Source organism: Sphaerimonospora sp. CA-214678 (assembly GCF_050942215.1).
In the GTDB taxonomy this organism is placed as follows: domain Bacteria; phylum Actinomycetota; class Actinomycetes; order Streptosporangiales; family Streptosporangiaceae; genus Sphaerimonospora.
In genome coordinates, this window is the sequence record NZ_CP192056.1 from 6,235,683 (window position 1) to 6,248,261 (window position 12,579).

Consider the following 12,579-nt stretch of genomic DNA (forward strand, 5'->3'; position numbering starts at 1 on the left):
GGCCCGGCCTTCCCGTCAGGGAGGCCGGCCTCTCACGCCTCGCGTATCCACCCGGACTCCAGCAGTCCGTGGAAGAGCTGCTCGGAAATCGCCGGCTCGATCTCGCGCTCCAGGGCCAGCGACGTATCGTCGATGATCTCCCAACGGGTGCGGCGGCCGTCCGCCCTGATGGCGAAGTGGAAGAGCATCGACAGGCAGTGTTTGTCCGCGGCGATCAGGTCGGCCAGCCCCTCACGGGTGCGCGGCGGAAGGTTCCCCATCATCTCCCGGAGGTTGAGCGGGCCAGGCCAGTCGCGCACGATCGCCGGTCCGTCCGCCTCCGGTGACGGCCGGGCCGGGGGCGGAGTGGTGTCTCCGGCCGCCAGCGCGGTCAGCGCCTGACAGGCGGCCTCCACGCGCATCAGATATCGCCGCGCCCACGCGGGCCCGTGTCCTGAGGCCACCGTACGGGCCCTGGTCCGCTCACGCTCGCACCAACGGTCGATGATCCGGTGGCGTTCCTCCTGATCCGGGCCGCCCGCCGCGATGGTCTGGGCGAGCGCGGCGGCCGCGGCCGTGGAACGGAGCATCTCGACCCGCGACACATTGTTCGGTACGTCGCCCGCCGAGTGGTTGAACCGGTCGGCGGGGTGGCAGAACTGGACCCCCGGTCGATCGATGCCGGGGTCGGCGAACAGAGCGTGGTCGGAAAAGCCCAGGAAGGGCGACGGCTGCCAGGTTCCCGGGTGGTCGGCGGTGGCCGCGAAGGCCTGCTCCACATAGTGCTCAGCGAGCGGCCCGAGCAGCGAGGGGCTCAAGTCCGGGGGGCGTTCGACGACGAAGGGCGAGGCGCAGCGGACCTGGTCCTCACCCACCATGTCCAGGTTGATCACTGCCTCGGGGAGCCGGCGACCGCCGACGGGGCCGAGACACTGGTACAGCACGGCCGCCTGTCCCAGGAACTCCGGCCCCCAGAAGAACCGGATGGACGCGCGCGTGCCGAAGGCGGCCTCCGCCCTTCGGCCCTCGCTGAGAGCCGCCGCGACGCCGAGCAGCGCCGCCACCCCCGAAGCGTTGTCGTTGGCCCCCGGGCGCGGATGGCACAGATGGCCGGTGAGCCAGATCTCCCCCGCGTCGTCGTCCGTACCGGGCAGCATGCCGGACACCACGGGCATGGCGGCCGAATGGTCGATCTCGACGGTCATCCGGGCCCGGCCCCCGCGGTCGGCCGCGGCGGCGATGCGGGCCAGCTGCGCCGGGGTCATGCTGAATGCGGACAGGCTTGTGCCGGGCGGGAGCTCGATCCGCCCGGGGTGGGGCGCCTCCCGTGTTCCCTTCCACGGCGCGTCGGTGACAAAACCGAGAGCGCCCGCGGCCTGGAGCTCCCCCAGCAGACGGGCATGGCCGGATCGGAACCCCTCGACGACGGCCAGCGCCCCCTTCAGGTCTCGGCCGCCGGCCGCTTCCTCGATCCGCACCAGCCTGGCATCGCAGCCGCCGGGGGCAGTGGCCGCCGAATAGGTGGCCAGGGAGAAGGGCTGCTCCGCATGGTCGATCCGGACCACATGACCAAGGCCGTCGTACACATCGAGCACCGCCGTGACCGGGGTCCAGGAGACCGGAGCGCGCCAGGTCCACCACTGCGCCCTGCCGTCCGCGGGGAAGCTGTCGACCACGACGTCCGTCAGCCCGGCGGCGACCGCGGACTCGGCGACGAGCCGCGCCGCCTCCTCCAACCCGGTCGAGCCCTGGTAGCGGTCGTAGCGGCAGATCAGCTCGACGTGGCGCATCATCTCGTCGGCAGGGGTCAGGCGAAGGCAGCGCTCGAGAAGTCCGTCAACCATGGGGGTCATCGTCCTTCAGCCGTCGCAGTACGTCTTCCGCCCACTCGGCGACGTTGTTGAACACCGAGCTGCCCGAGTAGGGCCGCGCCGCGCTGAGTTGGAAGAAGCACAGACGTTCGACCGGGGCGCCGAGCACGGTGATGCGCGAGTCAACGGTTCCGTCGGCCCGGACCGCGTGGAAGTCGCGGGTGACGTCGATCGCCCCGGGGACGAAGTCCTCGTCCGGTGTGTCACCGGGGTTACGCCATTTCCGTACGAGACCGCGGCGCAGGAGCCTGGCATAGAGCGGGCGAAGGTCGTGGTCGGCGTCGAAGGCGTGTCCTCTGCCTTCGATCAGGTGCTCGACGGTGCGTGTGGTGCCGGTCTTGGTGCCGCGCAGCAGGAAGCCGCTGTCCGGGGCGGGTTCGACCAGGGGGGCCGGACCCACGGTCACGTCCACCACGCCCGCCTCGATGAGGGCGAGGATCTTCTTCATCGCCTCCAGGCCGGTGCCGTTCGACATCCGACTGTAGTAACGCAGGTGTTCGGTCAGGAACGAGCGGTGCGAGGCCGCCGTGAGGCCGCCGAAGTCGATCGCCGCGGCGAAGGTGGAACGCAGGTCGCGCCAGACACCGTCGCAGGCGGCCTTGGTGGGGTTGCGCAGGTTGCCCTGGGCAGCGGCGCGGTGGTCACGGCGCATGTGGGCGACGAGGCCGCGCTGCCAGGTACAGCCGTCCTTGGTGTCCTCCGGGCCCAGCGGGTCGAAGAACTTCTCCCAGTCGAACCTGTGGTCCCGTGGATCCGTCGCGTGGCCCCAGGGTGAACGATCGGCCGTCCGGGACTCCCCGAAGACCGTGAGCAGGAAGGTGTCGGCCGCGTCCGTCGCGGCGTAGCGGGCGAGGTCCGCCGGTATGGGCTCACCCGCGATGGCACGGGCGACGTACTCCGCCGCCCTCTCGAACTCCCGCTGCACCGGCTCCATCAGGTCGGCGATCGCGACGGTCGCCGTTTCGTCGGCGTCGTGCAGGAAGCGGTGGTAGCGCGGCTCGGCGGCCCGGGCGAGCAGGGCGCCCGCCTCGGTGCCGAGCAGGGTCGAGTAGTAGACGTACGCCATCTCCAGTACGACGAGCGGGAAGATGTGGCGCTCGAAATCGAGTTGGCGTACCTCTTCGTCGCGCAGGCGCCGCGGCGTGCCGACCCGGAGCCTGAGCGTGTCGATCGCACGCGGTGTGAGGAAGCGTGCCGAGTGCTCCAGCCCGGCATGAGTGCGACCGGTCTCGTCGACGGCCTTGGCGTTCTCGGCGCGGGCCCAGGGGAACATCCCGCTGGGGCTGACGGCGACGATGACGGCGGGCTCCTGGCCGCTGGGGCGGTAGGCGAGGTCGTCGAGCAGGCCGCCCTCGCCGGTGGGGACGAAAGTGCCGCCCCGGCCCTCGGTGAGATGCATCAGCAGATCCACCGCGGTGAGGCCGAGGCCCAGCACCCCCACGGTGGAGCCGGGCGGAACGGCGTCGGGGGTGATGTCGGCCAGCGGATAGGCGCTGGGGATGTAGGGAGCCGTGGCGTGTGCGGTGAGCAGGGCGGCGGTGGAGCCGGGGGCCGGGCGGTTGCACGAATGACCGGTGACGAGCAGCAGGTGATCGGCGTCGACGGGTGGTCCGTCGCCGCTGTGGTGCACCAGGAACGCCGCCCTGCCCCCGCCCGGCTCGATGTCGGTGACCTCGGCGGCCACCAGGTCGACGGTGACGCCGGGTACGGCACGCAGCAGAGCGGTGTAGCGGTGGAACATGTCACGCAGGGCATGTCCGTGCAGGTAGCGCCGCGGGGTGTCGGTGGGCTGGATCCTGTAGTGCTCTTCGCCGGTGCGGGCGAAGGCGTCGCGGGTCCACTCGGCGAAGGTCGGGCGCAGCCGCCGCGGCAGCAGATGGCTCGCGGCGGCGATGGACTCGTCCGCTGCGAAGGCTATCTGGCTGGCCACCCGGTTCAGATAGCTTGTGGGCACCTGGTCGTCGCTGTGGGTGGCGCCGGCCCCGAACCGGCCCGACCGCTCGAACAGGGTGATGTGCACGGCGTCCGCCGACTCGGTGTGCGGCAGCAGCGCGGCGAGCCGCTCCATGGCGTAGGTGCCCCACGGCCCGCCGCCGACGATGACGATGTGCCTGGTCTCCCTCACCTGGGAACCTCTGCGCCGAGCTTCGGACGGTGCTCCGTCACGCCCACCGCCGATTCCACCGCCTGGCCGATCCGCAGCACACCACGCTCGTCGAAGTAACGACCGATGATCTGCAGCCCGAAGGGCAGTCCGTCATGCGAAAATCCCGCGGGTACGGTCAGGGCCGGGTGGCCGGTGACGTTGAACGGCGCGGTCTGCACGGCCACCGCCAGACTCGGCGGCGGCCAGTCGTGCGGGAAGTCCGTGTACGGCGCCGCGGCCGCGAGGGCGACGGTGGTGATCAACGCGTCATACCGGCTGAACAGGCCGGTGTTCAGCTGCCGGGCCAGTTCGTGGCGGACCCGGGTGGCCTGGATGTAGTCGGCGGAGGTCAGGGTGGCTCCACCGGTCAGCCGCTGGTAGGTGTAGCGGCCGTAGTCGCGCGGCCGCTCGCGCAGGTTCCTCTCGTGGATGGCATAGCCCTCTGCCTGCAGGATCACCCGGCCGCACGCCTTCATCAGGTCGAAGTCCGGCATGCTCACCTCCTCGACGACCGCGCCAAGGGACGCGAGCCGGGCGGCCGCCGCGTCGACGGTCTCGACGACCTCTGCGGAGACGCCCTTGATCGCGGTGAAGAACTCGCGGGCGTAGCCGATGCGCAGCCCCTCGACGCCCTTGTCGAGGTCGGCGGTGTAGTCCTCCTGCGGTCGCTTGACGCTGCCGGGGTCGAGGGGGTCGTATCCGGCGATGACGTTCATGGCCAGCGCCGCGTCCTGCACATTCCAGGCCAGCGGCCCGACATGGTCGAGCGAATAGGACAGCGGGTAGACACCGCGTCGCGACACCAGACCGTACGTCGGCTTGAAGCCGACGACGCCGCAGTTGGCGGCCGGCGATCGGATGGAGCCGCCGGTGTCGGAGCCGATCGAGATCCGTACCAGACCCGCCGCGACACAGGCGCCGCTGCCGGCCGAGGAGCCGCCGGTGAAGTGCTCGGGGTTCCAGGGGTTGCGGGCGGGCGGCGTCGGCAGATCGAATCCCGGGCCGCCGAAGGCGAATTCGGACAGGTTCGCCTTACCGACCAGCACGGCGCCGCCGTGTCGCAGCCGCTCCTCGACGAACGCGTCCTGCTGCGGCACATGGCCGAGCATGAGCCGGGAGTTCGACGTGGTCTCGACGCCCGCCGAGTCGATGATGTCCTTGAGCGTGTACGGAATGCCGTGCAGCGGTCCGCGGTCGATGCCGCGTCTCAGCTCCTCGTCCGCACGCTCGGCGTCGGTGACGGCCCGCTCCTCGGTGACCGACACCAGTGAGTCGATCAGAGGGTCGATCGCCGCGATCCGCCGCAAGGTGTACGCGGTCAGCCGTACCGAGGTGAGGGAACCGTCACGCAGCGCGGCACCGGCCTCGGCCACCGACAGCTCGTGCAGGGGCTTGTTCGTACGGTGCCGGTCCGTACGGTGCTCGTCCATGAGGTCAGACCTCCGGCGTACGGGTCTCGACGGAGAACACGTGCGCCGGCTCGGACTCGGGTGCCAGATCCGCCGTACGCAGCAGTGCGGTCATCCGCTTCAGTTCCAGATGGACCGCGAGGACTCCCGGCCGCAGATCCTCCGGTACGTCGTGCCCGTGCAGGGCCATCAGCCGGTCGAACTCCAGCTCCTCGTCCCTTTTCTCGTCCGCGTCGCTCACCGGGCCGGGCCTTCTGCGGCCGTACGGATCCAGTCCACCGAGGTGGGCGCCGGGAGGGAGCCGCTGTAACCCTTGCGTTCCACCGGCAGTATCTCGGTGGCGATGCGGACGAAGTCCCAGCGGTCGAACGCCGGGTCGTGCGGGTCGACGATCGCGGTCAACTCGTCGAAGCCCATCCCATCGCCGCCGACCGACTCCTTGCGTAGCCGCTCCATGTCGTCGGCGGAGATCCGGCCCGACGCCTCAAGGCGGTCCAGCGCCCGGTCCAGGTCGAAGTCGTTGCCGGGGATGAGCTCCTCCAGCCGCTTGACCTCCGACCGCGCCCTCTCGGCCAGGTCGGCGGCGAAATCACGGCGTACCTCTTCGAAGAGGGTGCGGCGCTCGGCGCGGTCGAGGAAGATGCCGATCTCCCGGACCAGGTCGGCGGGTTCGTCGGCCACGTGGTTGAAGTTGATGACCCGGTTCGGCGGGGTGAGCACCGAGCGCAGTGCCTCGGGGCCGCGAGCCTCGGGATCAGCCGAGCCCTTGAGGTCGGACAGCCGTACGGCGGCGGGGATCACTCCGTCGTAGTCATTGTCACGCAGCATCAGCAGCACCGTCTCGGTGGCTGAGTGCATCAGGGAGCACAGGGCGAGCCGGTCGGTGGTGTAGACGTTCCAGTCGTAGCGCCACAGCTCGCGCATGGAGTGCCGGTTGAAACGCATCGGGGCGGTCCCCACGATGGTGAAGCCGTTCTCCTCGAAGAAGTCGAGGGTGCGTTCCGCGCGGCGGCCCACCAGGCCGTCGGGTTTGAAGTTGAAGAGCGCTACCCGGCTCAGCAGATCGAGGGCCCCGTCCCCGAGGACGTCGTTCAGGTCGGCCCAGCATTCGCGGAAGTAGAGATCTTCGGCGAAGAGTTCGCGCTTGCGCGGGGAGCGGGTCAGTGCGTGCCATGCCCGGTCGTCCGGCGTCTCGTCCGCGGTGGTGATGCGGTGCATGAACATGGGGATCTTCCTTCCGCGGACCGACTCCGCATCCGCCGGTCGTCGTCGGCCTACGGCGGCGGGCTTACGGCGCCAATCCTCCGGCTCGGGATTGGTCAGTACCTTGCTGAAACCCGGCTCGTCGCAGACGACATGGGCCGCGCCGACAACAGCGAGGTCCCACGGGTCGGCCGGCAGGCCGGAATCGGCCACAAGCCGGTAGAAGGATCGCCACGGCACCGGACGGCCCGCGTCCAGGGCGGCGAGGTGCCCGAGCAGCGTCTCGGCCTGCTCGGCCGTTACGACACCCGCCGCGCGGCCCTCCTGAACCGCAGCCACGAGCCGCCGGGCGGCCGGCTCCGGAGACAGGGAAGGGCCGCCGTCCGCCTGCTCCCGCAGCGCCGCTTCCAACCGGGCGGTTCCCTCGGCGGAGATCCGGCCGCCGACCAGGGCGGACAGGGCGCGGCGGCGGGCGTCGGCGTCGAGCAGCAGGCCCAGTTCGCGCAGCAGGTCGGCCGGCTCGTCCGGGACGTGGACGTAGCTGAACACCCGGTTGGGCTGTCCGAGCCGGTCTCGCAGGCTGCCCTTGGCCTGGGCGGACAGGGTGGCGGATCCCTTGAGCCCGCTGAGCCGGACGGTGCCGGGGAGATCGTGGCCCGGGCCGCTGCGCAGCAGCAGGAGCAGCGCCGAACGGCCGGGGTGCACCGCGTCGTTGACGGCGAGGCGGTCGAGGGTGGCCGAGGTGAGCTGGAAGCGCCACAGCTCTCGCCAGAGCGTACGGGTGATGCGGACCTCCTCCACCCCGACCAACTCGAAGTCGTGTTCCCGCAGGAAATCGATGACCGGCGCCAGCTTGCCGGCCGCCATGCCGTCGGGTTTGAGCATGATCATAGACGAGTTCCACAGACCCTCGTCGAGCCCGGGACCGAAGGCCTCCTCGGCATCCGCGAGGCCCTCCCGGAAGTAGGTCTCGCGCTCGTAGAGGCGCGCCTTCGCCTCCGTCCTGGTCAACAGCTGCCACTCGGCCATGTGGTCTTCCTGTCTGTGCTGTGCTGGGTGCGAGGTCCGGACTGCGGCATCTATCTGATCATGCCCGATGCATGCCGTGTGGTCATCCACCCGATCCGGCGCGCTGGGCGCGGCCGGTTTCCTCGACGGTGAAGACGGGTTCCGCCCCCTCCGTGATCACTTCCGGCGTGACAGTGACCCGTACGACGTCCTGCAGCGACGGAACGTCGTACATGGTGGGGATCAGGGCGCCTTCCAGGATGCCACGCAGTCCTCGCGCTCCGGTCTCGCGGCGGATCGCCTCGTCGGCGATCGCCTCCAGCGCCTCCTGCTCGAATTCCAAATCGACGCCGTCGAGTTCGAAGAGGGTCTGGTATTGCTTCACCAAGGCATTTCTGGGCTCCGTCAGAATTCGCAGGAGATCGTCTCGGTCCAGCTCACGCAGTGCGGTGATCACGGGGAAACGGCCGACGAACTCGGGTATCAGGCCGAACTTCACCAGGTCCGCCGCCGTCACCCCGGCGGCGCCCGTCCGATCAGCGGCCGGGTCCTCGGCGCGGAGAACCCCGCCGAATCCCATGCTGCCGCGCGACTGCCGCGCCGCCACGATCTCTTCGAGACCGCTGAAAGCGCCGGCCGCGATGAAGAGGATGCCCGAGGTGTCGATCCGCACCGGCTCCCGGCTCTGGTAGCCGCGCCCGCGCACCGCCTGGGCACCCCTGTCCCCGGAGGACAGCGTGACGACGGTGCCTTCCAGGATTTTCAGCAGAGCCTGCTGAACGCCTTCGCCGGAGACGTCGCGGCTGCCGGAGGCGCGCTGGGGGCTGCGGGCGAGCTTGTCGACCTCGTCCAGATAGACGATGCCGGTCTCGGCCTTGCGCGGGTCGTCGCCGGCCGCGTGCAGCAGCTTGGACAGGATGCTGTCGACGTCCTCGCCGATGTAGCCGGCCTCGGTCAGGCCGGTGGCGTCCACGGCCGCGTACGGCACGTCGAGCACCCGGGCCAGGCTCTCGGTGAGCAGCGTCTTGCCGCAGCCGGTCGGTCCGAGCAGCAGGATGTTCGACTTGGCCAGTTCCACCTTGCCGCCACCGAGAGCTGCGCCGAGCCGGATGCGCTTGTAGTGGTTGTAGACCGCGACGCACAGCGCCCGCTTGGCGGCGTCCTGGCCGATGACGTAACCGTCCAGGAAGCCGCGCAGCTCCCAGGGCCTGGGCAGCTCGGGACCGTCCTTCCGTGCCTGGCCGAGGGCCATGGCGACGTCCTCGTTGCACAGTTCGACGCATCCGTCGCAGATCTGGACGCCGGGTCCCTCCACCAGATGGGTCACCTCGTCGGCCCGCTTGCCGCAGAACGAGCAGGCCGACTGGAGCTTGCCGGTGCCGATGGGCGTCATGGGGTTCCTCCTTCAGAGCCCGGACGGCGTCGGTACGGACCGGCCGCCGAGTCGGCGGACCAGTCCGTCGAGCAGTCCGCGCCGGCTGACGACGATCTCGGGGGCGCCCAGCCGCTCCATGACGCCGAGCAGGATGAGTCCGCCGACCGGGATGACATCCACCCGGCCCGGCTCGATGACGTGGATGGCGGCGCGCTCCGCCCGGTCGGCCTCGATCAGCCGCCGGCCGACCGCGCGGACGTCGTCGATGCCGAGCCTTACCCCGTGCACCCCCTTCTTCGTGCCGCGTCGTACCGCGGCCAACGTGGTGACGGAGCCGCCGACTCCGATCAGCGCCGGGCGGGGCTCCAGCGGCAGCCGGGTCATCGCCTCCCCGAGGGCGGTCCCGATGTCGCGACGTACGGCCGCGACGCCTTCGGGCGTGATCCGATCCACCGCACCGGTCGCATCCGCCAGATAGCGCTCGGCCAGCCGGACAGAGCCGATGTTCAGGGAGACGGAAGCGGTGGCCTCGGTGGTGCCGATGACGAACTCCGTCGACCCGCCACCGATGTCGAGCACCAGGCGAGGGCCGGAACCGGCCGGGAGGCTCCCGGTGGCGCCGGCGTAGGAGAGCCGGGCCTCCTCGTCACCGCTGATCACCTCGGGCACCACACCGAGGATGCGCTCCACTCCGGCGAAGAACTCCGCGCGCTCGGCCACATCACGGGTGGCGGATGTGGCGACGAAAACGACCCGCTCGGCCCGCAGCGTGCCGATGACATCGGCGAACTCCGCACAGGCCGCGAAGGTGCGGCGCAGCGCCTCGGGAGCGAACCGTCCGGTGCGCCCGACGCCCTGGCCGAGCCGTACGATCCGCGACTGGCGGGCCAACTCGGTCACCTCGCCGGTGTCCGCGTCGCATTCGACCACCAGCAGCCTGATCGAGTTGGTGCCGCAGTCCACCGCCGCCACTCTCGCTGTCACGTTGAGCCTCGTTCCGCCCCGGTCAGACCGTGATGACCGGGAAGCGCGGGTGGTCGAGCGGCTTGTCGATCTCCAGGCCGAGGCCGTCCGTACGGTGGTTGGGCGCGCCGGTGAACCGGACGGACGGCGGGAGCCACTGGGTGACGTAGACCCAGCGCGGGCTGTCGGTGGTGTTCGGCGGGGCGTAGTGGGTGATGCCGAGGTGGTGCACGGTGGCGTCGCCGGGCATCAGGTGCAGCGGTGGCGATATGTCGAACTTCTCCGCTACCCACGGATTTTCGTCCAACAGGTTGACGCCGTCATATCGGTTCAGATAACGACCGAGGGAACCCACCTGGTGTGAACCGTTGAGAAACCGCATCGTGCCCTTCTCCGGCGGGCACTCGACCAGCGGTGTCCACACGGTCAGCGCGCCCATCCGGTCCAGCGGGTGGTGCGGGAAATCCTGGTGCCAGGGGGTCTCGGTGCCGCCCTTGCCCTCCACGGGCACCTTGACGAAGTAGTGGTCGAAGTAGAAGCGGACCGCGTCCAGGCCCATCAGCCGCGCCGCGGCCGTGGCCAGTTCCTTCGAGTGACTCACCTTGTTGATCCACTCGTCGTGGTGGGAGGGCCCGTCCCAGCGCTCGTACCACTTGAACTCGTTGGGCTGCAGGTCCTTGGGGGCCGCGCTGCTCAGCGTCAGCGGGTCGGCGCCCATTTTCGCCTGCGCGTGGGCGAGCAGCTCCTCCACCAGCCACGGCTGCATGAAACCCGCGAGCTTGACCCAGCCGTGCTCCCGGTAGTGGGCGACCTCTTCATCGGTGATGGCGCGAACGCCCTTGCCTGGGTTGTCCAGATCAGGCATGGCTGCGGACATGAGTTGTCGGCTCCTTCCTCCCGTCGCGGCTGATTCAGCCGGCCGTGGCTCCGGTGAGCATCCGCTTGAAGCGGCGCAGCAGCGGGAACGGGACCGTCCGCTCGGTGTGGAAGCCCAGCTGCTCGTTGTACGTGTACTCGACCGGGTCCTTCAGGCTGAGCTCGGACATCCCGCGCGCCAACTGCTCCAGATAGCCGGGAAACTGGGACTGCATGGCGTACACGACGCTGTAGTAGAGGTTGCGGCCGAGCGAGAAGCACGGGTAGCGCGCGTCGTAGTTCTCCAGCGAGAACTTGGGGAAGCAGCCGTCGATGATGCGCTTGGGGCACAGCCACAGCGGCAGCACCAGGGTCACATCGCCGATGGGACGGACCGGGAAGCCCGCGGCCTTCAGACCGCTGGAGACCCGGAAGAGGTTCTCGCAGACGATGTCCTCGAGGTTGACGCCGGTGACGATGTACCGGGTGCCGAGCTCGCGGGCGTACTTCGTGAGCGTGAGGCGGATCATCAGGGTGCCCAGAAACTCGAAGTCGTCACCCTGGAACTCCTGCTCGAAGCGATCGATCAGGTCGACCGAGTCCCGCGGGATGCCCAGCAACTCCTTGATCTCGTCGGCCTCCATCACCTTGAGCTCAAGGCCATAGTTCTCGCACAGCGCCTCGGCCCTCGGCACACCGGCGTCCCAGTCCGGAATGCCCTTGAGGATCACCGGGCGCACGGTGATCCCATGGTCCTTCAGCTGGCTCAGCCCGTAGAGCATGGCGTTGCTGTCGCCGCCGCCGCTCACCCCCACCACCAGCGTGGAGCCGGCCGGGACATGCTGCCGGACGGTCTCCCCGACGCGGTCGGCGATGATCTGCTTGCACTCCTCGGGGCTCAGCTTCTTCAGGAACGCCTCAGCCGTACCGGTCTCGTTGTCCAGCCGCTGGTAGATGTACTCGGTGGCCTCGGATCCGGGGGTGTCGCTCTCAATCAGTTTGAAGGCGTCGACCGAGAACTTGAAGGGGTTGACGTTCCGGTTGAAGTACAGCAACACCTCGGCGCCGTCCTCCAGTTCGCCGAGACGCACGTCCAGCGAGGGAAAAAGCTCCGGGGCCTCGCCGGCCTCGCGGATGATGTAGGCCGAGATGGCCGACCAGGGAACATTGTGCCGGTTCAGTACGTCGATGAGGCGGTCGTCGCTATCGCCGCTCAGTGGCTGCCGGCCATGCGAAGTGACGACGGCGACCGACGGCGGATTACCGCGGAAGGCGGGGTTCGTGGGCATAGCCGGTCCTATCCGATACCTGACGACAATCGGTGAAAGACGAGGCGGGTGGGCTGCTACAGGGACAGCCCACCCAGGGTGTTACTGAGCTCCGGTCTCGCAGGAGGCACCGGTGATGGCCTCGAGGCCGTGCTTCGACGCCGGAACGGCCGGACGCATGGTGCGCATGGCCTCCAGCTCGGCCACGGAGAGCGACACGCGCTCGGCCGTGCGGCTACCGGCGATCAGCTCGATAACCTCGTTTTTAAGATTGAAGTTGGTGCTCTGCACCGCATGGGACACGGCGTTCATGCCAGCCTCCTTCAAAGACAGTGCCGGGACCTTTTTCCGGCTGTCCGTGACACTAACTGGACACATCGGTCACATCTCCACCACAAGCATCAACATGTCAGTTCGCCAAGTGAGTTGGCAGCAAGATGACAGCGGCCCGGCCAGCGGTGTCATCGCTGGCCGGGCCGGTGTGGAGCCGTGGGCGCTGGAG

At 69.4% G+C, this 12,579-nt stretch carries 10 protein-coding genes; all 10 read right to left on the reverse strand.

Annotated features, from left to right (window positions below; translation table 11 throughout):
• Positions 1 to 32 precede the first annotated feature (32 nt).
• Positions 33 to 1,823: a M28 family peptidase gene (locus tag ACQP1K_RS27825; protein WP_433498640.1), complete on the reverse strand. Its 1,791-nt coding sequence runs from the start codon at positions 1,821 to 1,823 to the stop codon at positions 33 to 35.
• Entirely contained in the window at positions 1,816 to 3,975 is a 2,160-nt protein-coding gene (locus ACQP1K_RS27830) for an FAD/NAD(P)-binding protein (RefSeq protein ID WP_433498641.1), read from the reverse strand. The genes ACQP1K_RS27825 and ACQP1K_RS27830 overlap by 8 nt, the downstream gene beginning before the upstream one ends.
• On the reverse strand, positions 3,972 to 5,426 hold the full coding sequence (locus ACQP1K_RS27835) for an amidase (RefSeq protein ID WP_433498642.1): 1,455 nt from the start codon (positions 5,424 to 5,426) through the stop codon (positions 3,972 to 3,974). The genes ACQP1K_RS27830 and ACQP1K_RS27835 overlap by 4 nt, the downstream gene beginning before the upstream one ends.
• A gap of 4 nt (positions 5,427 to 5,430) precedes the next feature.
• Entirely contained in the window at positions 5,431 to 5,646 is a 216-nt protein-coding gene (locus ACQP1K_RS27840) for a hypothetical protein (protein ID WP_433498643.1), read from the reverse strand.
• A complete protein-coding gene (locus ACQP1K_RS27845; protein ID WP_433498644.1) occupies positions 5,643 to 7,637 on the reverse strand; it encodes a nucleoside-diphosphate kinase in 1,995 nt (664 codons plus the stop codon). The genes ACQP1K_RS27840 and ACQP1K_RS27845 overlap by 4 nt, the downstream gene beginning before the upstream one ends.
• A gap of 82 nt (positions 7,638 to 7,719) precedes the next feature.
• Positions 7,720 to 9,009, reverse strand: a complete 1,290-nt coding sequence (gene clpX, locus ACQP1K_RS27850; protein ID WP_433498645.1) for an ATP-dependent Clp protease ATP-binding subunit ClpX — start codon at positions 9,007 to 9,009, stop codon at positions 7,720 to 7,722.
• A 12-nt stretch (positions 9,010 to 9,021) separates the two neighbouring features.
• On the reverse strand, positions 9,022 to 9,975 hold the full coding sequence (locus ACQP1K_RS27855; protein ID WP_433498646.1) for a Ppx/GppA phosphatase family protein: 954 nt from the start codon (positions 9,973 to 9,975) through the stop codon (positions 9,022 to 9,024).
• A 22-nt stretch (positions 9,976 to 9,997) separates the two neighbouring features.
• Positions 9,998 to 10,831 carry a phytanoyl-CoA dioxygenase family protein gene (locus ACQP1K_RS27860; protein ID WP_433498647.1) on the reverse strand — a complete coding sequence of 278 codons (834 nt, stop codon included), beginning with the start codon at positions 10,829 to 10,831 and terminating at the stop codon, positions 9,998 to 10,000.
• A 34-nt stretch (positions 10,832 to 10,865) separates the two neighbouring features.
• On the reverse strand, positions 10,866 to 12,098 hold the full coding sequence (locus ACQP1K_RS27865; protein WP_433498648.1) for a hypothetical protein: 1,233 nt from the start codon (positions 12,096 to 12,098) through the stop codon (positions 10,866 to 10,868).
• A gap of 81 nt (positions 12,099 to 12,179) precedes the next feature.
• Positions 12,180 to 12,389 (reverse strand): hypothetical protein, encoded by a 210-nt coding sequence (locus tag ACQP1K_RS27870; protein ID WP_433498649.1) that lies wholly within the window; start codon positions 12,387 to 12,389, stop codon positions 12,180 to 12,182.
• Positions 12,390 to 12,579: the final 190 nt, after the last annotated feature.